The following is a 26,825-nucleotide window of genomic DNA, read 5'->3' as shown; positions in this document are numbered from 1 at the left end:
ATGCGCGGCGTGATCCGCTTGAACGACCCCACCAGCCACGGCGGCAAGGTGGTAGGCGCGGCGCCGAACAGCACGGTGCTGGGCGTGGCCGTGGCGCGCAAGGGCGACCCTTGCGTCTGCCCGATCAAGGGCCATGTGCGCTGCGTGATCGCCGAGGGCGATCCGCAGGTGCTGATCGATGGCGTGCCCGTGGCCTTCGAGGGGCACAAGACGAGCTGCGGCGCCAGCCTGATCTCTACCGTGGGCAACAGTGGGCGGCCTTAGCTGATGCAGGCGTCGATGGCCATGCCCATCTTGTCAACGATTTCCTCGACGTGGCTGGTGTCGATGATGTAGGGCGGCGCCAGCAGGATGTGGTCGCCGTGCAGGCCGTCGATGGTGCCGCCCATGGGGTAGCACATCAGCCCGTTCTGCATGGCTTGCGCCTTGATGCGCGCGTGCAGGCGGCGGGCCGGGTCGAACGGCTGCTTGCCGGCGCGCTCCTGCACCAGTTCCAGCCCCAGGAACAGGCCGCGGCCGCGGATGTCGCCCACGTGCGGGTGCTCGCCGAAACGCTGGCGCAGCCGCTCCTGCAGCAAGCTGCCCATGGCGCGCACGTTGGCCAATAAATCGCGCTCCTCGATCTGCCGCTGCACGGCCAGGGCGGCGGCGCAGGCCGTGGCGTGGCCGATATACGTGTGGCCGTGCTGGAAGAAGCCCGTGCCGGCGCGGATGGTCTCGCGGATGTCCTTCGACACCATCACGGCGCCGATGGGCTGGTAGCCGGCGCCCAGGCCCTTGGCGATGCAGATCAGGTCGGCAGTGATGGCTTCCTGCTCGCAGGCGAACAGGCTGCCCGTGCGCCCCATGCCGCACATGACTTCGTCGAGGATCAGGAGGATGCCGTGGCGCTGGCAGATGGCGCGCATGCGCGCAAAATAGCCGGCGACGGCGGGCAGGGCGCCGGCCGTGGCGCCGACGACGGGCTCGGCGATGAAGGCCATGACGTTCTCCGCGCCCAGTGCGGCGATATGGTCTTCCAGCTCCTGGCCCAGGCGCGCCACGTAATCAGCATCCGTTTCATGCGCCTGCTGGTCGCGCCAGGCATAGCAGGGTGATACGTGGGTCACGCCAATCAGCAGCGGTTCGAACTGCTGGCGGCGCCAGGCGTTGCCGCCTGTGGCCAGCGCGCCCAGGGTGTTGCCGTGATAGCTCTGGCGGCGCGCGATGACGTGGCGGCGCTGCGGCTGGCCCCGCTCGACGAAATACTGGCGCGCCATTTTCAGCGCGCTTTCCACCGCTTCCGAACCGCCCGAGACGAAATACACGCTGTCGATGCCGTCTGGCGCCCGCGCGACGAGAAAATCGGCCAGCTGCTCCATCGGTGCGCTGGTGAAAAACGCGCTGTGCGCGTACGCCATCGTGGCAATCTGCCGCTGCACGGCGGCGGTCACGGCCGCATCCGAATGGCCGAGGCAAGAGACGGCGGCGCCACCGCAGGCGTCCAGGTAGCGCTTGCCGTCGGCATCGATCAGGTAGGGACCGTCGCCGCCCGCGGCGACAGGGTAGGTGGCGGTCAGGCTGCGGTGGAAGACATGGCTCATGGCATCGCTTTCTTATCGGCAAAGGGGGAATGGCCGATTATAGGAGGCGTTGCGCCGCATTGCAACGATTGATGTATTTTGTTTTAATTTGCATCATTCGATGTTTTTGCATAGGCGCCCAGCGCCCGCAGCTGGCTTTCCGCCGCGCCGATGGCCGTGACGGCATCCGGCCCCGCGCGCGCCACCAGCAATTCCACCAGGCTTTCCACGGCAGCGACGCCGGCCACGATGGAAGGGAAGAACGAGGGGCTGTCGACGGCGATGACGATGCTGGCGTCTGCCTGCAGGGCCAGCGGCGACATGGCGCTGTCGCTGATGGCGACGACCTGGCAGCCGGCCTGGCGCGCCGCCTGCGCCACCAGCAGCGCTTCGCTCGAATACGGCGCGAAGCTGACGATGACGACGGCTTCGCCCGCCTGCAGGGCGCGCAAGTCCATTTCCAGGGTGCCGCCCTGGCCGCTCAGCAGCTGCACGCTGGGGCGCACCAGCCGGTACAGGTAGTGCAGGGTGTAGGCGATCGGATGGGCGGCGCGAAAGCCGGCCACGTGCACGCGGGGTGCCGCCTGCAGCAGGCTGGCGGCCGTGTCCAGGGCGGTGTGGTTGGCGCTTTCCGTGGCGGCCAGGTTGCGCTGCTGCGCCGTGAACACTTCCGTGACCAGGTCGCGCTCTTTCCCCTCTTTGCCGGCCAGCGCGCCCGCCTTTGCCGCATAGCCGGCCTGGCCCGCGCGCAGGCGTTCGACGAAGATGGCTTTCAGTTCGGGCCAGCCGGCAAAGCCCAGCTGCTGCGCCAGGCGCACGAGGGCGGCCGACTGCACCTGCGCGCGCGCGGCGATGCTGCGCATCGATGAGACGGCCACTTCGTCCGGATGGTCGGCCAGGTAGCGGGCACCGGCCTGGAATTGCGGGCTCAGTTCCGCATGGCGCGCCTTGATCAGGTCCATCAGTGCCGCATAGGAATCGTAGGGTGTCGCTGCCTGCATCGCCGTGCCTCATTTGATAGGTTGCGGCGATGGTACAGGATTCGTCAGCGCGCCGGTAGCGGCGCGCCCTGCACCCGGGCGGCCGTGCGCGGACGCAGGCGGGCAAACAGATGCGGCCCGGCCGGTTTGCGGCGCGGTCCCGTCGTCAGCACGCGCAAGGCGGTGGGCAGCGGCACGTCGTGGCAATGCAAAAACAGGGCGGCGGCGCCCGTGCCGGCCATTTCCTGCAAGGCCAGCGCATGTTCGACCAGCGCCGCCGTGCGCATGTCGAGCCGTACCGGGATGTCGGGTTGAAATAACTGTATATCGACGTGCCGTGCATCGCGCATGCTGTCCCCCGCCGGGTTCGCTGGTCAAGCTGCCAGCATAAAAGCGCCCGGGCGCCACCACTTTGCGCCAGATCAATTCCTATGGCGGATAGATTCCACAAAGCAAAAAAAACGCCAACCGTTGCCGGCTGGCGCTGAAAACCCTCGAAGGAAGAAAGGTATATTGTTTTTAACAACGTCTCGACGCCTGACAAAACCATCGCGAGCGGCAGTGATTTGTGGCCGAGAAGCGCAACGGCACTGTAGTGCCGTGAGCATCGCCGGCCGCAAAGCGCGCCGCGCAGCCGGTTTGGTCAGGTGTCCACTAGTAGCTCCAGCGGACGGACAAACCGACGACCTTGTCATAGCGCCGCACATCGCGCACATAGTCGGGCGTGTCGTGGTAGTCGCGGTAGGTCGAGTCGAGCAGGTTGTTCGCGTCCAGCGTTACCGTGGTGTTCGGGTTGAGCTTGTACGAGACCGATGCGTCCAGGGTCTTGGTCGGCGCCACGGTCAGGTGGATGCCCTTGCCGCGGTAGTTGTAGTCGTCGACATATTTGTCGCGCCAGCTGTAGGCCAGGCGCGCCGACCACGGTCCCTGTTCGTACAGGCCGACGATATTGGCCGACCACTTCGACATGCCCGTGAACGGGTGCACGCTGCCATTCAACTCTTCCAGCTCGCCCGTCATGTAGGTGGCGTTCGCCTGCAGGCCCAGTCCGCTCATCCAGCCGGGCAGCTTGTCGTAGAACTGCTGGTAAGCCATTTCCAGACCTTGCAGATGGCCCTTCGAGGTGTTGCGCGGACGCGTGATGTCGTACTCGATGCCGCCGTACGTTTCCTTGGCCGAGCCGGAGAGGATGTAGTTCTTGAAATTGTGGCGGAACACGGTGGCCGTGACGGAACCCGTCTGGGCGAAATACCATTCCAGCGCTGCATCGAGGTTCTTGCCTTCCACGGGTTTGAGGTCGGGATTGCCGCCGCTGCCAGTCGGGCGCACCATTTCCAGGCTCTGGCCCAGGCTCACGCCGGGGTTGAAGTCGGCGAAGTTCGGGCGCTGCACGGCTTTGCCGGCGGTCAGGCGGGCGATCAGGTCCTGGCGCAGCAGGGCTTTCAGGGTCAGGCTGGGCAGCACGTCCGTATCCGACGTCTTCACGCGCACGGGCGTGACGATGCCGTTTTGCGAGGAATTGCCTTGCAAGTCCTGCTTGGTCTGCACCACGCGCACGCCCAGCGTGCCATCGACCGGTACCTGCGCCAGGTCAAAGCCGATGCGCGCCTTGCCGTAGACGGCATTGGTTTTTTCCACATCCTTGTAGTGGGTCATCGGATCGTCCGGGCTGCGTTCGCTGCTGCCCGTAAACAGCTGGCGCAGCGCGGCCGTGTTGTTGAGCATGAAGTCGCGGCAGGGCGTGAGCCAGCTTTGCAGGCCGAAGTTGCCCGTGTTCTCGTGCGAGGCGCAAGCCAGGCCGGGAATCGCGTCCGCAGTCATAATCGACATCAACCCGCCCTGGCCATTTTTTTCGCGGATCGATTCGGCCTTGCGCTTGGCCAGGCGCACGCCGCCCGAAAATTCGCGGAAAAAGCCCGTGCTGTCCATGTCGTAGGTAAGGTCGCCGCGCCAGTCGGTCGAGCTGCCTTCGTCGTGGCTGTGGTTATCGTAGAAGCCGAGCAGCGTGTAGTTCTTCGGGTCCAGCATGTTGTAGCCGGGGTAGCTGATCTGCGCGCCGCCGTTCACATTCGTGCTGCCGATCACGCTGGTCGGGTGGGCGAGGAAGTCGAGGATGGGAAATTCGCGCTCGAAGTTGCTCACCGTGCGCGCCAGCTCCGTGGTGGCGCGTAGCTGCGGCGTGATGTCCCAGCGCGCGCCGATGGCGCCTTGCGAACCGATCGAGCGGTCGCGCCGCGCCTGTGTCGAACCGAGGGTAAACGGCGACCACGGGCCGTCGATCTTGCCCACCGTGGCCGCCTGGCTGGTACCGGGGATCAGGGTGATGTCCGGGTTCTGGCCCCAGGGCAGCGAACCGACGAAGAACTGGCTGTCGAACGCATGCTTGATCAGGGTCGACATGCCTTCCGCATACACTTCCACCTGCGAGTTCGGGCGCCACTGGAAAGCGGCATTGGCCGCGTAGCGCTTGCGGTCGCCCACGGTCGGGATCATGCCGACGGAATCGGGGCCCGTGATGTTGCCCGCTTCGGGGCGTTTGACGGGTTCGGCGTTCCAGATCGTCTCGTCATAGTATCTGCCGCGCTGGTAGGACAGGCCGAGCAGGGCGCCGAATTCGCCGTATGGGGTCTTCCAGCGGTTCGAGACCATGCCGCTGACGTTCGGGTCCGTCGAGCCGGCCTTGTCGCGGTGTTCGGCGCGCACATTGCCCGATGCCGTAAAGCCCTTGAAGTCGAACGGGCGGTTGGTGCGCACGTCGATCACGCCGGCCGTGCCGCCTTCGACCATGTCGGCGCCCTGCGATTTGTACACGTCCACGCGCTGCAACATGGCCGTCGGAATGTCGGCCAGGTACAGGCTGCGGCCCACCGAGGTGAACATCTCGCGGCCGTTGAGCAGGGTCACCACGCCGGGCAAGCCGCGGATGATGACGGTGCCCGCCTCGCCGCTTTCGCGGCGGATCTGCACGCCCGTCACGCGGCCGAGGATTTCGGCCACGTTCTTGTCGGGGAATTTGCCGATTTCATCGGCGACGATGGAGTCGACCACCTGGTCGTTGTTTTTCTTGATCGTCTGCGCGCTCTGTGCCGCCCTGCGCACGCCCGTGACGGCGACGACGGCGATGCCGCTGTCGGCTGGCGCTGCCGCCGGTGCTGTTTCTACCACTTCTGCCGCTGGTGTTTCCGCGGCGGGCGCCTGTTGCGCCCAGACGGACGCGCTGCTCAGCAGGCCGGCGCCGGCCAGCGCGGCCACTGTGGCCTTCAAGGTCAGACGTGTGTTGTGCCGGGACGTGCGGGTGCCCGTTGCCATCGATTGCTTCATCTTGTCTCCACCTGTATTTTAGTTATGTTGAGAACGCTGCGGCAGTCGCCGCCAGAGCTGGAACCTGCTCAAGAAACATGGTAGGTGGGAATGACTTTGCCCCACAAATGACTTCTTTTGCGAAGTCAATATCAATTCCGGTATCCCTGCTGCATTCATGCGCCCTGGCGGCGCACCCAGGCATCGCTGTTCGCTGCCGATGAAATGCGCGCCGGTGCGCCGGCCGCGCAGGAGCGAAAAAAAAGGCGGCCCGCAGGCCGCCCTTGTGCGCAGTTGGCGCGCTTACGCTTCGGCGACGCGCTTGGCGATGTGCGCCAGCGCTTCTTCCACCTGGTCGATCAGGATCAGGCACAGATCGCCTTCGCTCAAACGCGCCAGGGCCTTGTCGATGGCGACGAATTCGCCGTTGATTTCATCGATATGGCTGGTGCGCTTGGCGCCGTCCAGGCCCTGGCGCAGCAAGGCCACGACTTCACCGTCGGCGCGGCCGCGCTGGCACTGGTCCTGGTACAGCAGCACGTCGTCGAAGGCGGCGCCGAGGATTTCCGTCTGCTGACGGATGTCTTCGTCGCGGCGGTCGCCGGCGCCGCTGATGACCACCGAGCGGCGCTTGGCCGGCATGCTTTCGACGGCCTGCACCAGCGCCAGGATGGCGTCCGGATTGTGGCCGTAGTCGGCGATCAGCGTGGCGCCACGATAGTCGAACACGTTGAAGCGGCCCGGCGCGTTGTCGGCTTCATTGGCAAAGGTTTTCAGGCCCAGCGCGATGGTTTTCCAGTCCAGGCCCACGGCCCAGGCGGCGGCCAGCGACGCCATGACGTTGTCGACCTGGAAGCCGATGGCGCCGTTGCGCGTGATGGGCACTTGCGACAGGGCGATTTCGTGGCGTTCCTTGCCTTGCGCCGCGACCAGCTTGCCGTCTTCCACGTACACGACGCGGTTGCCCTGCGCGCGGTGCGTGGCCATCACGGGATGCGTCTTGTCGGCGGCGAAGAAGGTCACCGTGCCGCTGCAATTCTTGGCCATGCGGGCCACGGCCGGGTCGGTGGCGTTCAGCACGGCCACGCCGCTGTCAGCCACGTTCTGCACGATCACGCGCTTCAATACCGCCAGGTCTTCCACGGTGGTGATGTAGTTCAGGCCCAGGTGGTCGCCCGCGCCGATATTCGTCACCACGGCGACCTGGCAGCGGTCGAAGGCCAGGCCTTCGCGCAGCATGCCGCCGCGCGCCGTCTCGAATACGGCCGCGTCCACGTCCGGGTGCAGCAGCACGTTGCGCGCGCTGCGCGGGCCGCTGCAGTCGCCGCTGTCGATCTGGCGTCCTTCGATGTACACGCCATCCGTGTTCGTCATGCCGGTGCGCAGGCCGGAGGTGGTCAGCAGGTGGGCGATCAGGCGCACGGTGGTGGTCTTGCCGTTGGTGCCGGTGACGGCGACGACGGGAATGCGGCCATCGTCGCCTTCGGCGAACATGGCGGCGATGATGGCTTCGCCGACGGGACGCGGCTTGCCGAACGACGGCGCCAGGTGCATGCGCAAACCCGGTGCTGCGTTGACTTCGACAATGCCGGCGTTCTGCTCTTCCAGCGGTTTCAGAATGCTGTCGGAAACGACGTCCACGCCGCAGATATCGAGGCCCACCATGTGCGCGGCCGCGACGGCGCGCGCCGCCACTTCCGGATGCACGTCGACGGTGACGTCGGTGGCCGAGCCGCCCGTCGACAGGTTGGCGTTATTGCGCAAGATCACGCGCTGGCCCACGGGCGGCACGGAGTCGGCCACGTAGCCCTGCTTGGCCAGGCTGGCCAGGGCGATGTCGTCGAAGCGGATTTTCGTCAGCGAGGTGGCGTGGCCGCTGCCGCGGCGCGGGTCCAGGTTGACCTGGTCGACCAGTTCGCGCACCGTGTGCTGGCCGTCGCCCACGACTTGCGGCGGGTCGCGGCGGGCCGCTGCCACCATCTTGTTGCCGATGACGAGCAAGCGGAAATCGTGGCCCGGCAGATAGCGTTCGACGAGGATGTCGTCGCGGAATTCCTGCGCCGCGAGGAAGCCGGCCGTCAGCTGCTCGCGCGTGGTGACATTGACGGTAACGCCCTTGCCCTGGTTGCCATCCTTCGGTTTCACGACGACGGGCAGGCCGATCTCGCAGGCGGCGGCCCAGGCGTCGTCCGCGTCGACGGCGACACGGCCTTGCGGCACGGGCACGCCGGCCGAATCGAGCAGTTTTTTCGTCAGTTCCTTGTCCTGCGCGATGGCTTCGGCAATCGCGCTGGTGCCGTCCATTTCGGCGGCCTGGATCTTGCGCTGCTTGCTGCCCCAGCCGAACGTCACCAGGCTGCCTTCGGTCAGGCGGCGGAACGGGATGTTGCGGGCCACGGCGGCGTTGACGATGGCGCCCGTCGAAGGGCCCAGGCGCACGTCTTCATCGAGTTCCTGCAGCTGGTGCAGGGCGCCGGCCAGGTCGAACGGCGCATCGTCGAGCGCGGCGCGGCACAGCTGCTGCGCCAGTTCCAGGGCCAGGCGGCCGACGGCTTCTTCCGAGTATTCGACGACGACCTGGAAGATGCCCGTTTCCAGGGTCGGCGTGGTGCGGCTGAAGGTGACGGGGCAGCCGGCTTGCGCCTGCAGGCCCAGCGCCGCCAGTTCCAGCACCTGCGCCATCGGCGCGGCGTTGTAATTGCCCAGCGGTTGCAGCGGGCTCAGTTGCGGAAAGAGTGCGCGCAGGCGGGCTTCGAAGCCGGGCAGCTGGGCGATGTCGAGTTCCTGCGTGGTGCAGGAAACAATGGCTTCCACGGCGGTGTCGTGGCTCCAGAGGTTAGGGCCCCGCAAGGCCCGTACGCGAGATACTTCCATAATTAAACCGTAATCCTGTTGTGTTCTTGTGGGCCCGGCCGTAGCCGGGCTTGAGTCTTAATTCCCGATGCAGCCGGGGGCCGCGTCGAAGGTACGCAAGCCGGCGCAAATCAGGTCGACGGGCAGGTTCAGGGCCCAGGCGGCGGCCGCGACGGCCAGTACGCTGTCGACATTGCCGGCCGTGGCCGGTTTCAGCAGGTCCAGGCACAGCAGGACCGTTTCGATGCCGCCTTCGGCCAGCACGATGTGGTTGCCGCGCACGAATACGGCGCGCTGGCCGGCGGCCAGTTGCGCCGCAATGGCGGGCAAGCTGCCATCCTGCGCATACAGGGTCACCGTGCCGTCGCACAGTTCGGCCAGTTCCAGCACGTGCGCGTTGGCGGCGTTGAGCACGGCCACGCCCGTCGGCACGACCACGTCGACCTGGCTGCGCACGGCCTTGTACAGGCCCGCTTCGTCCAGCACGTCGAAATCCTTGACGCTATCGAGGCTGCCCATGTCCGTGACGACGCCGATCTGGCACTTGTCGTAGGCCAGGCCTTCGGCCAGGATCATGCGCGGATTGCTCTCGAACAGGGCCGTCTGCACGGTGCGGTTGAGCAGCAGGCGCTGGCCCGCGTCCCAGTTCACGCAATCGCTGCTGACGACGCGGCGCTGGTCCAGATACATGCCTTCGCTGCAGACGGCGCCCGTATGCAGGCCCGACAGGTTGAGCAGTTTGCACAGCATGCGCACGATCAGGCTGGTGCCGCGCGTGCCCGTCACGCCGATCAGCGGAATGCGGCCCGTTTCCTCGGCCGCGAACAGGTGGTCGACGATGGCCGCGCCGACAGGGCGGGGCTGGCCCACGCCTGGCTTGATGTGCGCCAGCAGGCCGGGGCTGGCATTGACTTCGATGATGGCGCCGCGCTGCTCTTCCAGGGGACGGGTAATATCCTTCGTCACCAGGTCGATGCCGGCGATATCGAGGCCGACCACGCGCGCGGCCAGCAGGGCTGCATGTACGACGGACGGGTGCACGTCGTCCGTGACGTCGATGGCCACGTTGCCGTTCGGCTGGATCAGCACTTTCTGGCCCGCCTGCGGCACGGACAGGGCGGTCATGCCCTGGCGCTGCAGTTCGAGAATGATCTCGCCCGATTCATGCGGCTTGACGGTGCCGAGCGGGAAATCTTCGCCTTCGCCGCGGCGTGGATCGGTATTGATCTGCGTGTTCACCAGTTCCAGCACGCTGGAAGTGCCATCGCCGTCGACCCATAGGGATTCGCCCTTGGCGGCCGCGATCAGCTTGTTGCCGACGACGAGCAGACGGTGTTCGTCGCCCGTGATGAAGCTTTCCACCAGCACGGCCGAGCTGTCGCCCTTGCGCGCGGCCAGTTCATAGGCCGCCTTCACGTCGCTTTCGGTCATCAGGTTCAGCGACACGCCGCGGCCATGGTTGCCGTCATACGGCTTGACGACGACGGGCACGCCGATGTCCTGCGCTTCTTCCCAGGCCGCTTCGGCGCTGCGCACCAGGCTGCCTTCGGGCACGCGCACGCCGCACGATTTGAGCAGGAATTTGGTCAGATCCTTGTCGCTGGCGATGCCTTCGGCAATCGCGCTGGTGCGGTCTGTTTCGGCCGTCCAGATGCGGCGCTGCGCGGCGCCGTGGCCCAGCTGCACCAGGTTGCCGTCGTTCAGGCGCAGGGAAGGGATGCGGCGCTCGGTGGCGGCATCGACGATGCTCGCCGTGCTCGGGCCCAGGCAACGCGAGTCGACCATGTCGCGCAGCGGCGCCAGGGCCGCTTCCAGGTCGTAGGCTTCATCATTGATGGCGGCCATCAGCAGTTCGCGCGCGGAGGCCAGGGCGGCGCGGCCCACGTGCTCTTCGCGCGTGCGGAAGGCCATCTTGTAGACGCCGCGCTGGCTGGTCGAGCGCGTCTGGCCGAAGCCCGTGCGCATGCCGGCCAGGTTTTGCAGTTCCAGCACCACGTGTTCGAGGATGTGAGCCGACCATGTGCCTTCGCGCAGGCGCTCGAAAAAGCCGCCCCGTTCGCCCACGCCGCAGCGGTGCTCGATCATGCCGGGCAGCCACGCCACCAGGCGCTCGTACAGGCCGGGCAGGGTATTCGATGGATAGTCTTCCAGTTCGCCGATGTCGACCCAGGCTTCAATCACCGGGCGGTAAGTCCAGATGTTGGGGCCGCGCAAGTGGGTGACGCGGACGAATTCGATGTTCTTCTTCTTGATCATGTAAGTGGTTTCTTGATAACAAGCCAGGCGTCTGGGCGCCAGATACTTTATGTTGGCTTTACAGAGTCTTTTCAGGCTCGTGCTTGGTTCTTTATCCCGGGTATGCGCAGTGTGCCACTTTTAGCGGCCTCTTGTCGCGTTTGCTTCTCGTATTCTGCTGGTGTTGTCATTCTAATTGTTACTAATTGTTGCCATACTTGTTATAAAGTTACCGACTCCGGGCTAAGCTGGAGCATTTGCGCAACAGCGGGCTGTTGTATACTTGCCCCTGTACGATGGCCGCGCATTTTTTTGCTCCGTTTTGCCATCATTCATTACCTGCAGGCATCCATTCGATACAATACAGGAAATTGCCACTGGTGCATCTACCTCGCCATCGCGCAATACACAAACATTGATCGGGCGTCTGCCCCATCCCCCAAATCCCGCCCTGAAGGGCTTGGCCTCGAGCCGGAGTATGCTTTACGATGACAACTGAACTGAGTGTTCCTGCAACAACTATTCCCCTTACCTCGCTGCCGGAACACTGGCTGGCGGAAGTGGAAAGCAAGCTTTCTCCAGGGGAGAACGTTTTAAGTAGCGTTGAGGTTGACCTCGATGCGCGATTACGTTTCACAAAAGGCATAATTGTTGTCACAGAGAAGCGTTTACTGGCCCGTTCCCCGGGCGATACCACCTGGAAAAGTTGGTCTTTCCGCCACGGACTGCGCCTGACGCACCACGACCACGCCGGCGTCGGCCACCTGGAATTGTTCGACGACCACGGCCGCCTGGCGTCGTGGCGTTTTACCCTGGGCCAGAATCTGCATGCGATCCGCGTGCTGGAACAGTTCGTCGAGCGCCTCGACAGCCACCTGACGGGCCAGCCCGTGCTGGAAGCGGAGCAGGAAGTGTGTCCGAGCTGCAAGGCGCCTCTGGAGCCGGAGCAGGAAGAATGTCCGATCTGCGCCAAGGTGCTGCATACGCCGCCATCGACCTGGACCCTGTTCCGCCTGTGGCGTTTCGCCCATCCCTACCGTGGCCAGCTGGCCCTGGGCTTCATGCTGATGCTGCTCTCCACGGCCGCGCACATGATTCCGCCCTACCTGACGGCGCCGCTGATGGACAATGTGCTGATCCCGTATCAGAACGGCAAGCATATCGATCCGTGGCTGGTGGTGTACTACATGAGCGGCTTGCTCGGTTCGGCCCTGCTGGCCTGGCTGCTGGGCTGGGGCAAGACCTATGTGCTGGCCCTGGTGTCCGAACGCATGGGCGCCGACTTGCGCTCGGCCACCTATGAACACCTGATGAAGCTGTCGCTGGAATTTTTCGGCGGCAAGCGCACGGGCGACCTGATGGCGCGCATCGGCAGCGGCAGCGACCGCATCTGCGTCTTCCTCTCGCTGCACTTGCTCGATTTCGCTTCCGACGTGCTGATGATCATCATGACGGGCGTGATCCTGTGGTCGATGAATCCGTGGCTGGCCATCATGACCCTGGCGCCGCTGCCGTTCATCGCCTGGATGATCCACCTGGTGCGCGACCGCTTGCGCACGGGCTTTGAAAAGATCGACCGCGTGTGGAGCGAAGTGACCAACGTGCTGGCCGATACCATCCCCGGCATTCGAGTCGTCAAAGCGTTTGCGCAGGAAAAGCGCGAAGCGGCCCGCTTCCGCGACGCCAACGCGCACAACCTGGCCGTCAACGACAAGTTGAACAAGGTCTGGTCGCTGTTCTCGCCGACCGTTTCCTTCCTGACGGAGATGGGCTTATTGGTCATCTGGTGCTTCGGCATCTGGCAGCTGTCGCGCGGCGAAATCACCGTCGGCGTGCTGACCGCCTTCATCGCCTACAGCACGCGCTTCTACGGCCGCCTCGATTCGATGAGCCGCATCGTCTCCGTGACGCAGAAATCGGCGTCCGCCGCCAAGCGCATCTTCGACATCCTCGACCATGTGTCGAGCGTACCGGAACCGGCGCAGCCCGTGAAACTGGAGAAGATCGAAGGCAGGATCGATTTGCGCGAAGTCGGTTTCCGCTATGGCAACCGCGCCGTCAACCGCGGCATCACCCTGAACATCAAGGCGGGCGAGATGATCGGCCTGGTGGGCCACAGCGGTTCGGGCAAGAGCACGCTGGTCAACCTGATCTGCCGTTTCTACGACGTGTCGGAAGGGGCGATCTTGCTCGACGGCGTCGACATCCGTTCGTTCGCCGTGTCCGACTACCGCCGCAATATCGGCCTGGTGCTGCAGGAACCGTTCCTGTTCTTCGGTACCATCGCGGAAAATATCGCCTACGGCAAACCGCATGCGACGCGCCAGGAGATCATCGCCGCCGCGCGCGCCGCGCATGCGCACGAATTCATCTTGCGCCTGCCGCAAGGCTACGATTCGATGGTGGGCGAACGTGGCCAGGGCTTGTCCGGCGGCGAACGCCAGCGCATCTCGATCGCCCGCGCCCTGCTGATCGACCCGCGCATCCTGATCATGGATGAAGCGACATCGTCGGTCGATTCGGAAACGGAAAAAGAGATCCAGAAGGCGCTCGACAATCTGGTGCAGGGCCGCACGACGATCGCCATCGCGCACAGGCTGTCGACCCTGCACCGGGCCGACCGTCTGGTGGTGCTGGACCGTGGCCAGGTCGTCGAAGTGGGCAGTCACGATGAACTGATGGCGAAAGAGGGCGCCTATTTCCGCCTCTACGAAGCACAGGCGCGCAACAACGAACTCGCCCTGGATGACAAGGAATAAGCATGGCCAGTACAACTTTTACATTAAGCCGCGACCCTTTCGGCAAGCTGGTGATGACGGACGCGGACGGCCAGGTCTTTGAAGGCGTGGCGCCCGTGCGCGCCTTCCCCATCCAGTCGCCGGACGAAGGCATTTCGCTGGTGCTGGGCAACGGCAAGGAAGTGGCGTGGATCGACCGCCTCGACGCCATGCCGGAGCCGGCGCGCAGCCTGCTGCAGGAAGAGCTGGAAGGACGCGAATTCATGCCCGAGATCGCGCGCGTGAAAAGCGTCTCCAGCTTCGCCACGCCATGCACCTGGCATGTCGACACGGACCGGGGCGAGACGCAATTCGTGCTGAAAGGCGAGGAAGACATCCGCCGCATCGGTGCCGCGTCGCTCTTGATCGCCGACAACCACGGCATCCACTTTTTGATACGCGACATGTTTAATATCGACAAGACGACGCGCAAGATACTCGACCGCTTCCTGTAAGGTAAGCGTTGGAGTTACCTGAAAACCGCTGCCTGCAGCGGTTTTTTTTTAGGCTCTGTCCCCGACAAATAGGGGAACTCAAGGAATCTTCCCCAGCCCCGGCTGTCTGACTGTACATATCAGACAAACGGGAGCCTTCCATGCAGCCAGCCGAATGGAAAACCTTCATCGCCCAGTTCGCCGCACTGAGCCGTCGCCAGCGTTTGGCGAGCACTGCTCTGCTGCGCGGGGCAGGATCGCAGAACGCCGCCGTGGCACTGGTCGAAAGCGTAGCCCGGCAGCGGTTGCACTGTCCTGCCTGCAACAGCAGTCATGCGCACCGGCACGGTCATGCGCACGGACTGCAGCGCTACCGTTGCGTGCCGTGCGGGCGCACCTTCAATGCGCTCACCGGCACACCGCTGGCCCGCTTGCGCCACAAGACCTTGTGGCTCGACTACGCCAACTGCCTGCTCGAGTCGGCTTCCGTGCGCAAGGCAGCAAGCCAGCTGGGCGTGCACCGCAACACCGCCTTTCGCTGGCGCCACCGGTTTTTAAGCCTGGCCAAGACGGACCGGCCCCATTGCCTGCATGGCATCGCCGAAGCGGACGAGCTGTATGTGCTGGAATCGGAAAAGGGCGCGCGGCATCTGACGCGTCCGGCGCGCCGCCGTGGCGGCCATGCCCGCAAGCACGGCATTTCCAGTGAACAAGTCTGCATCCTGGTGGCGCGCGACCGCACGGGACAAACCCGCGATTTCGTCGCGGGAAAAGGGGCGCTGACCAAGGCGCAGCTGCATGCCTGCCTGCCGCCGGTGATCGACAAGGACATCTTGCTGGTCACCGACGACCACGCTGCCTATCGCGCCTTCGCGCGTGAAGCGGGCATCAGTCACCAGGCCGTCAATGTGCGCGCAGGCATCCGCGTGCAGGGCGCCGCCCACGTGCAGAACGTCAACGCGTATCACAGCCGCCTGCGGGCATGGCTAGGCCCCTTTCACGGCGTGGCGACGCGCTACCTGCCGAATTACCTGGGCTGGCGCTGGATACTCGACGCCGGGCGCATCCGCTCCCCAGAAACATTATTGAAGGCAACATTGGGCGAGTTCCCACATTTGACGGTGACATAGCTTTTTTCGTCTGCCGGGCATGAAAAAAGCCGCACTCTCGTGCGGCTTTCGGGGGCAGTACCGGCAGCCATTTCAGGCTGCCGGGGATTGCGCTACATTACATGAACTTGTAGCCTGCGCCGATGTAGAAGTAACGGCCGCGCACGTTGTACAGCTGAGCAAAGCCCAGGGTGCCGTACTGGTTACCCGCGCCCATTGCGCTAAACGGCGGCATTTTGTCGAACAGATTCTTGATGCCGGCCGTGAAGGTCAGGTTTTGCATCGCCACGTACTGGCCCGTCAGATCGACTTCCGTGTGCGAAGGAATCGTGCGGGTGCCCGGCTTGATTTCTTCGCGGCGCTTGTCAGAGTCGATCATGTCGCCCGTCGTGCGAATGACCAGGGAGCCGGACATATTGTCCTTTTCCAGGCTCGCAGTAAACGTGTTGCGGTATTTCGGGTTCATGAACGTCTTCAGCGTGCTTTGCACCGGATCCGTTTCCGTATCCTGCGTTTCCATGCGGGTGTAGACGGTGGACGCATTGCGGATCGTGAACTTGCCGAACATCGTTTGCGGCGAGGTGTAGCGTACGTCCGTATCGAAACCGCGTACTTCGGTGGTAGCCAGGTTCTGGTTGTTCAGCAGGATGCGCGCGTCGCCATTCTTGATTTCGACGTTGCCGCGCTCGATCGCCTTGGTTTCCGTCAGGGTACCGATCTCGTTCTTCTTGTCGATCTTGAAGTAATCGATGCTGACCGTCAGCGAGTTCACTGGCGAGAACACCACGCCCAGGTTATAGGTCTTGCCCGTTTCAGGTTTCAAGTCCTTGTTGGAGCCGGAGACCTGGTAGTAGGAGAAGTTGGTGCAATTGCCGGAAATCGAAGGGAAGGCATTGCAGATTTCCTTGTCGTTCGTCGTATAGGCACCGGCATCGACGCCGCCATACATCTGTTTCAGCGATGGCGCCAGGTAGCTGCCTGCATACGAACCGCGGAACATCAGGTTGTTCAGCGGCTGGTAGCGCAAAGCCAGTTTCGGGCTGGTCTTGCTGCCGACATTCGAGATGTCGTCATAGCGCAAGGCGACCTGAGCTTCGACGTTTTTCAGGAAGGGAATCGACAGTTCGCCGAAGATGCCCTTGGAATTGCGGTCCGCCTTCACGGAGGCTTGCTGGATGCTGCCGAAGACCAGGCCATCGATCTGGTTCTGGTCGGGCTGGTCGCTCAGCGTTTCCTTGTTGTACGACACGCCGACGGCGTAGGCCATCGCACCGCCAGCCAGGTCCATGATCGGCGCCGAGGCCTTGGCGTTGAAGAAGGTCAGTTCCGATTTGCCGGCGCGCGTAGGCGTCAGGCGAATCTTGTCGACGGCGGCTTGCGGGTTGTCGGTGCGGGTCGGGTCGATCGAACCATTCTCGATCGCTTCGTTGAACAGATCGTAATGTGCGTAGTTCGAATCGCGGTTGGTGGCCTTGCTTACGCCCTTGCCGATGGCGACGTCCCAGTCGATGCCGCGCGTCGTGCCTTCCAGGCCCGTCGAGAACTGGGTCATTGTGCCCTTGCGGTTGGTCTTGCGAGGACCCATTTGCATAAAGCGGCCGGCAACGGTCTTGCCATTGACTACGAAGTTGCCCGGAGCAGCCTGAGCTTCGAAGTCATCCTTGCTTTCGGAATAGGTAAATTCCGCGAACGCGCGGATGTTGTCGCTGATTTTCAGGCTGCCGATCAGCATGCCGCTGACGCGATCGGCGCCGTTGGTCGAGGTCAGCAAGGTCTTGTTGACGTCGAAACGGCAGGAGCCGTTGCTCAAATCGTCCGGTGGGCATGGCACCAGGGTGCCGCCGCCGGCGATATTGCCGCTAGGATGGAAGCCGCTGCGGCCATCCGGGCCGCCAAAGCGGCGGAAGTCGGCCGAACGGGTCAGGTCGCGGTCCTTGCGGTAGATCGGATCGCGCTTGAACACGTCGACCGTGGCCAGTACGTTGAAGCCCTGGGTGTCGTAGTCGCCAAAACCGTACACGAGGTTGGCCGTCTTTTCCTTGGCGTCCGAGCGCGAGCTTTGACCATAGCTGGTCTTCGCTTCCAGGCCCTGGTAGTTCTTTTTGGTGATGAAGTTCATCACGCCGGCCACCGCATCGGCGCCATAAATGGCGGATCCGCCGTCCTTCAGGATTTCAATGCGTTCCAGCGCGCTCAGCGGGATAGCGTTGACGTCGACCGCGGCGCCCGCGCCCGAACCGTCAGCCAGCGCATTGGTTGGCAGGCGGCGGCCGTTCAAGAGGATCAGCACGTTGCGTTCGCTCAAGCCGCGCATCTTGATGTTGGTGGTGCCGGAACCGGAAGGCGAGTTGGCGCTCAGCTCGCCTTGATCATTGATGTCGATCGAGGCCAGATTCTTGACCAATTCGGCAACGCTGGTGGCGCCCGTGCGCTCGATATCTTTTTTGGTGTAAATCTCCACCGGTGCGGCCGTTTCGGCATCCACGCGCTTGATGGCGGAACCGGTGACGACCACGCGCTGCAATTTCTCGTCAGCCTTGGCTTCCTGCGCTTGAGCGGCCTGGTGCATGAAGCCTGCGCTCATGACCAAAGTGCCGGCAAACATCATGCGCAAGGATTTGCTTAATTTCTTTTCAATCATTGTCCATCCTCCAACTAGGAAACTTTAGTTTCCTTAGGGTTTTTATTTAGCTATTTGAAAGTATTTTCAAAATTACCATGTTTATAAATTTAGCAGCTTAAATTTACAATTCATCAGACCATTTTTCGCCTTGGGCTGTCAAGACGGCTCTGCTTTTTGCGTATGGATTCTCTCTTCGAAGAATGACGCTGGATGAATTTGATTTGTGTATGGCAGGAAATCATTAAATTTCAATTGTTAAATAAATTTAATTTTCCCATTAGCAAAAAAAGCGTGGATAGTTTTGTTTTTTTATAATGCCGATCTAGACATCTGTTGTTTTTTTGTGACGTTTTATAGTGTCGTTGCGACGATTGCCTGCCGCATTGCGTCAGCGCTACGGGCAAAAAAAAGCCGCCCGTGGAGGGCGGCCGGCATGACGGGGAAGCGCGCTTATTGAAACGCCACTTCCGCAAAACTGCGCAATTTTCGGCTGTGCAGGCGGTCCACGCCCTGGCGGCGCAGCAGTTCCACGGCGCGGATGCCGATGCGCAGATGCTGGTCGACTCTTTCGCGGTAGAAGTGATTGGCCATGCCGGGCAGCTTGATTTCGCCGTGCAGCGGCTTGTCGCTCACGCACAGCAGGGTGCCGTACGGCACGCGGAAACGGAAGCCGTTGGCGGCGATCGTCGCGCTTTCCATGTCCAGCGCGATGGCGCGGCTCTGGCTGAAGCGGCGCTCCGGCGTGCGCTGCGGCAGCAGTTCCCAATTGCGGTTGTCCGTGCTGGCCACGGTCCCCGTGCGCATGATGTGTTTCAAGTCATGCCCCGTCAGTTGGGTGATTTCCGCCACTGCCGTTTGCAGCGCCTGCTGGATTTCCGCCAGCGGCGGGATCGGCACCCACAGCGGCAAGTCTTCGTCGAGCACGTGGTCTTCGCGCACATACGCGTGCGCCAGCACGTAATCGCCCAGGCTTTGCGTGGTGCGCAGGCCCGCGCAATGGCCGAGCATCAGCCAGGCGTGCGGGCGCAGCACGGCGATATGGTCGGTAATGGTCTTCGCGTTGGCCGGACCGACACCGATATTGACCATGGTGATGCCGCTGCCGTCCGCGCGCAGCAGGTGGTAGGCGGGCATCTGCGGCAGGCGCGGCGGGGCGGCGCCCAGCGCATCCTCGCTCTCGACCGTCTGGCCCACACGGCGCGTGACCACGTTGCCCGGTTCGACAAAGGCGACGTAGCCATCGTCGTCCGATGGCGCGGCCGCATCGGGCGCGCGGTCCATCATGGCGTGGCCCAGGCGGATGAATTCGTCGATATAGAACTGGTAATTGGTAAACAGGACGAAGTTCTGGAAATGCTGCGGCGAGGTGCCGCTGTAGTGGCGCAGGCGCTGCAGCGAATAATCGACGCGCGGTCCCGTGAACAGCGACAGGGGCTGCGCTTCGCCGTGCGCCGGTTCGTGCGTGCCGTTGGCGATGCCGTCGTCCATGGCCGACAGGTCGGGCAGGTCGAACAGGTCGCGCATGGCCAGGCGGCGGCCCGCATCCATATTGCCCTCGATATGGTCATGCTCGGCGAACGAGAAATGCACGGGGATGGGCTGGGCGCTGACGCCCACTTCCAGATGTACCTTTTGGCCGCTGTTATGGTTTTTCAGCAGCAGCGTGAACTGGTCGAGATAATAGTCGCCGAACAGGTCGGGGCGCGTCAGCGTGGTCTCGAACACGCCGGGACCGGCGACAAAACCGTAGGCCAGCGGCGAGTCGGCGCGCGCCACGGTGTCGGTCTGGATGCGCACGAAGGGGTAGCAGGCGCGCACCCGTTCGTGCATGTCTTCGCCGGCGACAAAGCGCTGCAGCGCGTCGCGCAAGTGTTCGATGCTGCTGCGGTAGATGGCTTGCACCTGTTCCAACGCCAGGCGTGGATCGTCGAAGCGGGAGGAGGCGATGAAGGGGGGCGTAAGCAAGCGGATTCTCCTTGTAGCGGTTCGTGCATACCATTGTAAGGCAGCAAGGCAACTCATGTTGGCGCATATCGGGGGCGCTTGACGGATTCAAATAGAATCTGTATTCTATTTGAATGGTCAGACTAGCCAAATTCAACGAAGACAACTTCATCGACAGCGCGATCGCCGTCGCCGCCCAGTGCGGCGTGGGCGCCGTGTCGATGGCTGCCATCGCCGTCAAGGCCGGCGCGCCCATCGGCTCCGTGTATCACCGCTTCGATTCGCGCAACGCCATCCTGGCGCGCGCCTGGCTGCGCGTGAAAAGCGACTTCCGCGAGGAAGTGGCCAGCCGCTGGCTCGGCGGCGACACCTGGGCCGGCGTGCACGGTCTGCTGGACTGGTGCCGGCGCAAGCCCGTGTATGCGCGCTTCCTGCTGCAATGCGCGGACAGCCCCGATTTCAGCGGTGGCCTCAGCGAGGAGTTGCTGGCCGCCGTGGAAGAGGAGCAGGCGGCGCTCGACGCCTGCTTTGTGCGCTGCGCCGAAGCCATGCCCGCCACCACGGAGCTGGACCTCGATCACATGCTGCTCAAATTCGTGCTGATCGACGCGCCCGTGGCCGTCGTCAAGCCCTACCTGACCCAGGAGCGGCCGATACCGGCCAGCGTCGACGCCATGCTGCGCGCCTCGCACGATGCCGTGCGCGGCTGGGCCTTGCATTCCACATCACACTAACAAAGAAAAGAATCCCCATGCGCTATTCCACCCAGCTTGAACACGGCAAGAAAATCCCGCTGCACGACGAAGAAGGTTTTATCGGCATGCGTGCGGCCGGCCGCATCGCCGCCGACACGCTCGACTACATCGCGCCTTTCGTCAAACCGGGCGTGTCGACGGCCAAACTCGACGCCTTGTGCGAGGAATTCATGCGCGCCGCCGGCGCCATCCCCGGCACCATCGACTACCACGGCTACAAGCACGCCAGCTGCATCTCCGTCAATCACGTAGTCACGCACGGCATCCCGTCCGAGACCAAGATCCTGAAGGTGGGTGACATCCTGAACATCGACGTGACGCCGAAATTCAACGGCTGGTTCGGCGACACCAGCCGCACCTTCAAGGTGGGCGCCGTGTCCATCCTGGCCAACCGCCTCGTCAACACGGCGTATGACGCCATGATGGCCGGCATCCACACCGTGCGCCCGGGCGCGACCCTGGGCGACGTGGGCGCCGCTATCGAGGCGGTGGCCAAGGCGCAGGGCTTTTCCTCCGTGCGCGACTTCTGCGGCCATGGCGTGGGCCAGGTCTTCCACGACACGCCGCAAGTGCTGCACTACGGCCGCGCCGGCACGGGCATCGTGCTCGAACCGGGCATGATCTTTACGATTGAACCGATGCTCAACGTGGGCAGCTACCAGGTCAAGGTCTTGCCCGACAAATGGACGACGGTGACGAAAGACCGTTCGCTGTCGGCGCAGTTCGAGCATTCGCTGGGCGTGACGGAAACGGGCTTTGAAATCTTTACCCTGACCGGTTCGACCGAGCCGCTGGTCTGAGCATGGATGCGGCCAGTACCAGCCTGACGCAGCGCCTGCTGAACAAGTACCGGCACGATCCCGAAGACGCGCTGCAGCAGGTGGCGCTGGCCGTCCTGCAGCAGGAAGGCATCCGCGACGACAGCGTGCTGCGTTCTGAACGCATCGCGGCCCTGGCGCCGCCCGTCGCCCAAGTGCTGACCCTGGCCGAGTGGCTGGCCTACGTGGACTGGGAAGGCTTCGACAGCGCCCTGTACGCGAATATCGACGCGGTGGCGGCGTTCGTCGCCGGCGAATTGGGCCTGCCCGAGGCGGCCGCCAACCTGCTGCAAACGCGCGATGCGGCCGTGTTCGAAACGCAGCGCCCCGCGCTGGCGGCAGCGGCCTTGCTGTTCATCGAACGCCACATCACGCTCTTTCCCAGATAGCGGCCTGCGTCTTACAATGGCGGCAAGCACTGTTGCCCCATTTTGAAGACTTCCGCATGAGCGATTTTCCCGAAGATATCTACACCGAGCCGTCCGCCGACGTGCACACCCTGAACAACCTGGGACCGCTGACCGGCATGGCCGGCATCTGGACGGGCACGCGCGGCCTGGACGTCAAGCCGAAAGCGGACGGTCCGCGCAAGCAGGCCTTCGTCGAGCGCATCGAACTGCAGCCGATCGACCCCGTCACCAACGGCCCGCAACTGTTCTACGGCTTGCGTTACTACATCCACATCACCAAGCCGGACCAAGTGAAAACCTATCATGAGCAGGTGGGCTACTGGCTGTGGGAGCCGGCCACGGGCGCCGTGATCCAGACCCTGGCCATCCCGCGCGGCCAGATCGCCATGGCGTCGGGCACGACGACGGCGGACGCCACCAGTTTCGAACTGGTGGCCAAGCGCGATTCGACGGCCTACGGCATCTGCTCGAACCCCTTCCTCGAACACGCGTTCACCACCGTCGAATACCGGATCAAGGTCGATATCCACGCCGACGGCACCTGGGGCTACGATGAAGACACGGTCATGCTCATTCGCGGCAAGGATGAACCGTTCCACCACACGGACCGCAACCTGCTGACGAAAGTCGGCGAGCCCACGCCGAACCCGATGGCCCTGCAGGCGCTGGCGGCAGCCGCCGCTTAAGGCTGTCCCTGGGCGACGGCCTTGATCGCGCGTTCCTCGCCCATGGCGGCCGCGATCTTCCAGCGCTGCATGGCGCTGGCGCGGTCCGGGCGTTTTAATCCGGCGCCTTCCCAGTCCATCAGTCCCAGGTTGTAGATGTCGCCCGCGCTGCCCTTGTCGGCGGCCAGGGTGAACCATTTGCGCGCTTCCTTGTGATTGACGGGAATCTGGTAACCGCGCACGTGGTACAGGCCCAATAAGTGCATCGCTTGCGCATTGCCCTTGTTCGCGGCCTGTTTCAGCAGGTCGAGCCCGCGCGCCATGTTGCGCGGTTCCTGCCAGCCTTCGGCCAGCATCACGCCCTTCGCCGTCAGCGCATAACTGTCGTTCTTCAGCAGGCCCTTGCCGACCAGGGGCTTGGCGGCCACCTGGCGCGCTTCGCGCTGCTGCGCCGTCGGCGCCGTGACGGGGCCGGGCTTGCCTTCGCCCATCAGCAGCATCCAGCCATACAGACCATACGCGCCCGCGTCGCCCTTGCCGACCAGGCTTTCCAGCATGGCCAGCGCCTGTGCCTTGTCGCCATTTTCGTACAGCTTGACGGCCTTGGCGGCACTTGCGTCCTGCGGCACGGCGGCCGGTGCATGGGGCGCAACGGGCGCCGAGGCCATGGCCGCCTGCTGCGGAGGCGCAGCGGGGCGCACGCGCACGGGCAAGCCATAGCTGGCGGCCAGCACGGCCACGCTGGCGGGGGCGAGGATCAGCACTTGCGCCAGCTGGTTGCGGCGGCCCTTGCCGGCGATGCCCATGGCGCGTGCGGCCTGCTGCTGGCCGCCCAGCGCTTCACTGAGCACGCTTTTCACCTTGCGGTTGAACAGCCAGTAGCCGGCGCCCGTGACGAGCAGGCCGGCAACGGCGGCCGCGCCGCGGCCGGCGAAGAACCAGGCGGCGATGGCGGCGGCCAGCGCGGCCAGCGCGCTTTTCCACCAGAATTGCTTGGCCAGCCGCGTGTAGACCTGGCGCAGGGCGCCGAGCACGCAGGTGCGCACATTGTTGGCATAGTCGGCGGAGACGACATCGACGTGGGCGTGATCCGCGTCGCCGCTGAGGACAGACTCGATCACGTCCGCATTCAGTTCCGAGGCGGCCACGTCGCGTAGCGGCGTCAATAGCCCCTGCACGTGGGCCGAGAACAGGCCGTCGTCGGCGCTGCCGGCCAGCGCATCGCTGAGCGCCTTGAGGTCGCCGCGCAGCAGCTTTTCCACGATATCGTCCAGGGTCAGCCAGCGCAAGTCCGTGCCGTACGCCACCAGGTGGTGTTTTTCCGCGTTGCACGATGCGTCCAGGCGCACGATACGCAGCTTGGCAGCATACAGGGCGTCGACTTCCTGCGGCTGGTCTTCATTGTAAATGCTCACTTTTGCCAGGGCCAGGCTGCTGGCAATGGCCGCCAGTGAGTGCACGCTCTCCTTGTCGCGGATGCGGCGCGCGTCATCGGGCGCCGGCTTGGGCAGGCTGACGCTGTAGCCGGGCGTCACGTGCACGTCGACCCAGGCCGCCGTGCCCACCTTGCCGGAGCCGTCGCACGGGTTGCAGCGCAAGTCGCCCGCGCCGCTGCAAGTGCGGCATGTAACCTTGCCGCTGGCGCGGCAGGTGCCGCAATTGATGTTGCCGGAACCGTGGCAGGTGTTGCACGTGACCTTGCCGAAGCTGCAATGGTAGCAATTGCGATGCTCGGTGCGGTATTGCGTGCGCGTTTCGCTGTGGTAGCTCGTGTGCGAGCTGCCGTTGCTGTAGGTGGTAGTGGGCACTTGCACCGTGATGTAATCGGTGACTTGCTCGGCCACCGTGCCGCTGCCGCTGCAATACGAGCACGACACCTTGCCGCTGCCGTAGCAGCCGTAAGCGTCGCAGCTGACGGTGCGCCCGCCGTGGCAGTTCCAGCATGTTTCCGTCGTCGCGCCGTGGCAGGTGTGGCAGCCGATGCGGCCTTTGCCCGAACAGGGGACGCACGTATCGAGGTGCCAGTACTTGACGGCGTGCGGCAGGTAGGCGCCCGCTTCGATGGCGTTGTAGGCCTGGCCCGCCTGGCGCAAGGCATTGTCGAGCTTGCCCGCCGCGCGGCGCAGCCGTTCCTTCTCCTGCGCGTGAGCGAGCGCTCCCACCTCGTGGGAGCCACATCGGCAGTCATTGCCCGAGGGCGTGAAATAGCCGTTGATGACGCGCTGTTCGAAGCGCGCTTCGAGCGCGTAATTGGCTTGCAGGGAAAAATCCTGCAGCACGTCTTCCTCGCCCAGCGGCGTGATGTCGTGCGGCTCGAAACGCGTCTTGTCCTGCACCAGCGTGCGCAGCTTGCCCAATACGGTGGGGATGTCTTCCTTGCCGAGCTTGACGGGCGCTGGCGCCGCCACGGCCGTCTCTGTCACCTGCGGCGCATCCTCGATGCCTTGGGTTTCATGGGCCGTCTCGGTGCTGGGGTTCATGCGCGTCCTTTTGCTCTCTGGAAAGATGTTTGAATTTTAGCATCCTCATATGACAAAGCATGACAAAGCGGAGCCGCTTTTTCAGCGCAGGCCGCGGCGGAACTGGTCCGGCGTGCCGCCGCTCTGGCGGCGGAACATGGCGATGAAGGCGGAGGCCGTGCTGTAGCCCAGTTCCAGCGCGATCGCCTGCACGGTTTCTCCCTGTTCCAGCAGGGGCAGGGCCGCCAGGAAGCGCTGGCGCTGGCGCCATTCGCCGAACGGCATGCCCAGCTCGCGCTGGCAGCGGCGTGCCAGAGTACGCTCGGTGACGTGCAATTGCGCGGCCCACTCGGCCAGTGAGCGATTACTTCCCGGCTCCGCCTGCAGGGCCGCCAGCAAGGCCGCGATGACGGGCTCGTCGCTGCCGGGCAGGTAGTTGCGGCTGCACGGCGCCAGCTGCAGCTGGTCGACCAGCACTTGCGCCAGGCGCTGGTCGGCTGCGGTGGCGGGCGTGGTGACGTTTCTGTCGGCGAAGTCGCCGAGGATGGCTTTGAGCAGGGGACTCAATACCAGCGCGCACGGCTGGGCCGGCAGCTGCGCGCACAGGCTGGCATCGATGTAGGCGGAGTGAAACACGACGTCCTGGCGGATATAGCCGTCGTGCAGGGTCTCGGGCGGTATCCACACGGCGTACTGGGGCGGCGACAGATAGCGCTGGCCCGCCACCATGATTTCCATCACGCCCGTGGAACAATAGGTGAGCTGGCCCCACGGATGGCTCTGGTAATCGAACTGCTGGTGCGCGTGATAATCGTCGAGGCGAAAGTACACGGGATAGGGCAGGGCGTCGGAAACGGCGGGGAAATGCTGGTTGCTGGCCATGGTGTCTTTGTCCTGTTCTTCGCATCGATTGTCCGATATGCATTATATCCATGGAATCAGACCATGCGAAAATGGCGGTATTGAAATCTGGAGTCCGCCGCATGCAAGCCAAGCATTATCTGTTTCCCGTGATCGCCGTGCTGATCTGGGCCATCAATACCATCGTCAGCAAGCTGGCCGTGGGCGTGATCGATCCGGCCGCCATCTCGTTCTTCCGCTGGCTGCTGGCCGGGGTGCTGCTGGCGCTCGTGTTTGGACGCGCCGTGTGGAAGCAGCGGGCCGTGGTGACACCGTATCTGGGCAAACTGTTTGTGCTGGGCATGCTGGGCATGGTCATGTACCAGTGCCTCGCCTACATCGCCGCACAGACGACGACGGCCACCAACATGGGCATCCTCGCGTCGATGATGCCGCTGCTGGCCGTGGGCCTGTCCGTGCTGGTGCTGAAAGAGGCGCCTACCGTGGGCGGCGTGTTCGGCGGCATCGTGTCCTTGCTGGGACTTGGCTACCTGCTCAGCCATGGCGACCCGGCCGCCCTGATCGCCCATGGCGCGGCCTTGGGCGACGCGCTGATGCTGCTGGCCTGCCTGTCGTATGCGGGCTACGGCGTGCTGCTCAAGCGCTGGAAGATTCCTCTGAATAACTGGCACTCCTTGCTGATCCAGGTCTGGTGCGCCGTGCCCGTGCTGTTCGTGTATTACCTGAGCCAGTCGGCGCCGCCCGTCACGGGCGCCGGCTTGCCGCTGGTGCTGTTCGCCGGCATCCCCGCATCGATCATCGCGCCGTTTTTGTGGATGCATGGCCTGGCCAAGCTGGGCCCCAGCCGCGCCACCACCCTGATGAATCTGCTGCCCGTGTTCACGGTGATCATCGCCATGCTGTTTCTCGGTGAAACCTTACACAGCTACGATGTGATCGGCGGCGGCGTGACCCTGCTGGGTGTGGTGATGGTGCAAACCCTGAAGCGCCCCCTGCGCCGCGCCAGCGCCTAGTTTTTTTGCTATGCTGATGTTTTTCAC

General features: G+C 63.9%; 19 protein-coding genes. 9 read left to right on the top strand and 10 right to left on the bottom strand.

The features are described 5' to 3' along the window. Window positions 1–264, top strand: coding sequence for a PAAR domain-containing protein (locus AC3RCG_RS21860; protein WP_070221412.1), 264 nt, complete (start codon window positions 1–3; stop codon window positions 262–264). On the opposite strand, the gene AC3RCG_RS21855 is transcribed toward AC3RCG_RS21860, so the two are convergent. The 6 genes from AC3RCG_RS21855 to AC3RCG_RS21830 form a co-directional block, all read right to left on the bottom strand. Beyond that, window positions 261–1,583 carry an aspartate aminotransferase family protein gene (locus AC3RCG_RS21855; protein ID WP_492402011.1) on the bottom strand — a complete coding sequence of 441 codons (1,323 nt, stop codon included), beginning with the start codon at window positions 1,581–1,583 and terminating at the stop codon, window positions 261–263. The two genes, AC3RCG_RS21860 and AC3RCG_RS21855, sit on opposite strands and share 4 nt — an antisense overlap. A gap of 83 nt (window positions 1,584–1,666) precedes the next feature. Continuing rightward, complete coding sequence (locus AC3RCG_RS21850) at window positions 1,667–2,563, bottom strand: MurR/RpiR family transcriptional regulator (RefSeq protein ID WP_492402013.1); 897 nt, start codon at window positions 2,561–2,563, stop codon at window positions 1,667–1,669. Between the two features lie 44 nt (window positions 2,564–2,607). Then, complete coding sequence (locus AC3RCG_RS21845) at window positions 2,608–2,892, bottom strand: hypothetical protein (protein ID WP_139143546.1); 285 nt, start codon at window positions 2,890–2,892, stop codon at window positions 2,608–2,610. A 304-nt stretch (window positions 2,893–3,196) separates the two neighbouring features. After that, on the bottom strand, window positions 3,197–5,863 hold the full coding sequence (locus tag AC3RCG_RS21840) for a TonB-dependent receptor (RefSeq protein WP_492402014.1): 2,667 nt from the start codon (window positions 5,861–5,863) through the stop codon (window positions 3,197–3,199). A 282-nt stretch (window positions 5,864–6,145) separates the two neighbouring features. Further along, complete coding sequence (gene cphA, locus AC3RCG_RS21835) at window positions 6,146–8,716, bottom strand: cyanophycin synthetase (protein ID WP_070221408.1); 2,571 nt, start codon at window positions 8,714–8,716, stop codon at window positions 6,146–6,148. Between the two features lie 57 nt (window positions 8,717–8,773). Continuing rightward, window positions 8,774–10,951 carry a cyanophycin synthetase gene (locus AC3RCG_RS21830; protein WP_492402015.1) on the bottom strand — a complete coding sequence of 726 codons (2,178 nt, stop codon included), beginning with the start codon at window positions 10,949–10,951 and terminating at the stop codon, window positions 8,774–8,776. Window positions 10,952–11,418: 467 nt separating this feature from the next. On the opposite strand from AC3RCG_RS21830, the gene AC3RCG_RS21825 reads away from it, so the two are divergent. The 3 genes from AC3RCG_RS21825 to AC3RCG_RS21815 all read left to right on the top strand — a co-directional run bounded on the left by AC3RCG_RS21825 (window position 11,419) and on the right by AC3RCG_RS21815 (window position 15,271). Beyond that, the gene (locus tag AC3RCG_RS21825) at window positions 11,419–13,689 is read left to right on the top strand and encodes a cyanophycin metabolism-associated ABC transporter (protein ID WP_083286938.1); all 2,271 of its coding nucleotides are present in this window, start codon (window positions 11,419–11,421) and stop codon (window positions 13,687–13,689) included. Between the two features lie 2 nt (window positions 13,690–13,691). After that, complete coding sequence (locus AC3RCG_RS21820) at window positions 13,692–14,162, top strand: cyanophycin metabolism-associated DUF1854 family protein (protein WP_070221406.1); 471 nt, start codon at window positions 13,692–13,694, stop codon at window positions 14,160–14,162. A 140-nt stretch (window positions 14,163–14,302) separates the two neighbouring features. After that, a complete protein-coding gene (locus tag AC3RCG_RS21815) occupies window positions 14,303–15,271 on the top strand; it encodes an IS1595 family transposase (RefSeq protein WP_070308398.1) in 969 nt (322 codons plus the stop codon). Between the two features lie 97 nt (window positions 15,272–15,368). Here the strand turns inward: AC3RCG_RS21815 and AC3RCG_RS21810 are convergent, their stop codons facing one another. Further along, the gene (locus tag AC3RCG_RS21810; RefSeq protein WP_070312843.1) at window positions 15,369–17,891 is read right to left on the bottom strand and encodes a TonB-dependent receptor; all 2,523 of its coding nucleotides are present in this window, start codon (window positions 17,889–17,891) and stop codon (window positions 15,369–15,371) included. A 432-nt stretch (window positions 17,892–18,323) separates the two neighbouring features. Then, window positions 18,324–19,838 (bottom strand): AMP nucleosidase, encoded by a 1,515-nt coding sequence (locus AC3RCG_RS21805; RefSeq protein WP_070221052.1) that lies wholly within the window; start codon window positions 19,836–19,838, stop codon window positions 18,324–18,326. A gap of 113 nt (window positions 19,839–19,951) precedes the next feature. Here AC3RCG_RS21805 and AC3RCG_RS21800 point away from each other — a divergent pair, with 113 nt between their 5' ends. The 4 genes from AC3RCG_RS21800 to AC3RCG_RS21785 are packed head-to-tail and all read left to right on the top strand — an operon-like array spanning window position 19,952 to window position 22,486. Next, window positions 19,952–20,551, top strand: a complete 600-nt coding sequence (locus tag AC3RCG_RS21800; protein WP_492402016.1) for a TetR/AcrR family transcriptional regulator — start codon at window positions 19,952–19,954, stop codon at window positions 20,549–20,551. A gap of 17 nt (window positions 20,552–20,568) precedes the next feature. Then, window positions 20,569–21,372 carry a type I methionyl aminopeptidase gene (map, locus tag AC3RCG_RS21795; RefSeq protein WP_492402017.1) on the top strand — a complete coding sequence of 268 codons (804 nt, stop codon included), beginning with the start codon at window positions 20,569–20,571 and terminating at the stop codon, window positions 21,370–21,372. Between the two features lie 2 nt (window positions 21,373–21,374). Continuing rightward, a complete protein-coding gene (locus AC3RCG_RS21790) occupies window positions 21,375–21,779 on the top strand; it encodes a hypothetical protein (protein ID WP_492402018.1) in 405 nt (134 codons plus the stop codon). A gap of 56 nt (window positions 21,780–21,835) precedes the next feature. After that, on the top strand, window positions 21,836–22,486 hold the full coding sequence (locus AC3RCG_RS21785; protein ID WP_070291839.1) for an FABP family protein: 651 nt from the start codon (window positions 21,836–21,838) through the stop codon (window positions 22,484–22,486). Here the strand turns inward: AC3RCG_RS21785 and AC3RCG_RS21780 are convergent. Beyond that, complete coding sequence (locus AC3RCG_RS21780) at window positions 22,483–24,945, bottom strand: tetratricopeptide repeat protein (RefSeq protein ID WP_070291838.1); 2,463 nt, start codon at window positions 24,943–24,945, stop codon at window positions 22,483–22,485. The genes AC3RCG_RS21785 and AC3RCG_RS21780 overlap by 4 nt on opposite strands. 81 nt (window positions 24,946–25,026) lie before the next feature. Beyond that, a complete protein-coding gene (locus tag AC3RCG_RS21775; RefSeq protein WP_070291837.1) occupies window positions 25,027–25,806 on the bottom strand; it encodes an AraC family transcriptional regulator in 780 nt (259 codons plus the stop codon). 101 nt (window positions 25,807–25,907) lie between these two features. On the opposite strand from AC3RCG_RS21775, the gene AC3RCG_RS21770 reads away from it, so the two are divergent. Beyond that, window positions 25,908–26,798, top strand: a complete 891-nt coding sequence (locus AC3RCG_RS21770) for a DMT family transporter (RefSeq protein ID WP_070221066.1) — start codon at window positions 25,908–25,910, stop codon at window positions 26,796–26,798. The last annotated feature ends 27 nt before the right edge of the window (window positions 26,799–26,825 follow it).

Source organism: Janthinobacterium sp. GW823-FHT01H08, from assembly GCF_058797855.1.
The sequence above is the reverse complement of the archived record's forward strand: the minus strand, read 5'-3'. Positions and strand labels throughout refer to the sequence as shown.

Excerpts from the sequence above, each read along its gene's own strand:
- AC3RCG_RS21800 (WP_492402016.1), top strand. The coding sequence starts at position 19,952 with ATGGTCAGACTAGCCAAATTCAACGAAGACAACTTCATCGACAGCGCG.
- AC3RCG_RS21820 (WP_070221406.1), top strand. The coding sequence starts at position 13,692 with ATGGCCAGTACAACTTTTACATTAAGCCGCGACCCTTTCGGCAAGCTG.
- AC3RCG_RS21780 (WP_070291838.1), bottom strand. The coding sequence starts at position 24,945 with ATGAACCCCAGCACCGAGACGGCCCATGAAACCCAAGGCATCGAGGAT.
- AC3RCG_RS21775 (WP_070291837.1), bottom strand. The coding sequence starts at position 25,806 with ATGGCCAGCAACCAGCATTTCCCCGCCGTTTCCGACGCCCTGCCCTAT.
- AC3RCG_RS21825 (WP_083286938.1), top strand. The coding sequence starts at position 11,419 with ATGACAACTGAACTGAGTGTTCCTGCAACAACTATTCCCCTTACCTCG.
- AC3RCG_RS21785 (WP_070291839.1), top strand. The coding sequence starts at position 21,836 with ATGAGCGATTTTCCCGAAGATATCTACACCGAGCCGTCCGCCGACGTG.
- map (WP_492402017.1), top strand. The coding sequence starts at position 20,569 with ATGCGCTATTCCACCCAGCTTGAACACGGCAAGAAAATCCCGCTGCAC.
- AC3RCG_RS21860 (WP_070221412.1), top strand. The coding sequence starts at position 1 with ATGCGCGGCGTGATCCGCTTGAACGACCCCACCAGCCACGGCGGCAAG.
- cphA (WP_070221408.1), bottom strand. The coding sequence starts at position 8,716 with ATGGAAGTATCTCGCGTACGGGCCTTGCGGGGCCCTAACCTCTGGAGC.
- AC3RCG_RS21850 (WP_492402013.1), bottom strand. The coding sequence starts at position 2,563 with ATGCAGGCAGCGACACCCTACGATTCCTATGCGGCACTGATGGACCTG.
- AC3RCG_RS21845 (WP_139143546.1), bottom strand. The coding sequence starts at position 2,892 with ATGCGCGATGCACGGCACGTCGATATACAGTTATTTCAACCCGACATC.
- AC3RCG_RS21830 (WP_492402015.1), bottom strand. The coding sequence starts at position 10,951 with ATGATCAAGAAGAAGAACATCGAATTCGTCCGCGTCACCCACTTGCGC.
- AC3RCG_RS21770 (WP_070221066.1), top strand. The coding sequence starts at position 25,908 with ATGCAAGCCAAGCATTATCTGTTTCCCGTGATCGCCGTGCTGATCTGG.
- AC3RCG_RS21855 (WP_492402011.1), bottom strand. The coding sequence starts at position 1,583 with ATGAGCCATGTCTTCCACCGCAGCCTGACCGCCACCTACCCTGTCGCC.
- AC3RCG_RS21840 (WP_492402014.1), bottom strand. The coding sequence starts at position 5,863 with ATGAAGCAATCGATGGCAACGGGCACCCGCACGTCCCGGCACAACACA.
- AC3RCG_RS21810 (WP_070312843.1), bottom strand. The coding sequence starts at position 17,891 with ATGATTGAAAAGAAATTAAGCAAATCCTTGCGCATGATGTTTGCCGGC.
- AC3RCG_RS21815 (WP_070308398.1), top strand. The coding sequence starts at position 14,303 with ATGCAGCCAGCCGAATGGAAAACCTTCATCGCCCAGTTCGCCGCACTG.
- AC3RCG_RS21790 (WP_492402018.1), top strand. The coding sequence starts at position 21,375 with ATGGATGCGGCCAGTACCAGCCTGACGCAGCGCCTGCTGAACAAGTAC.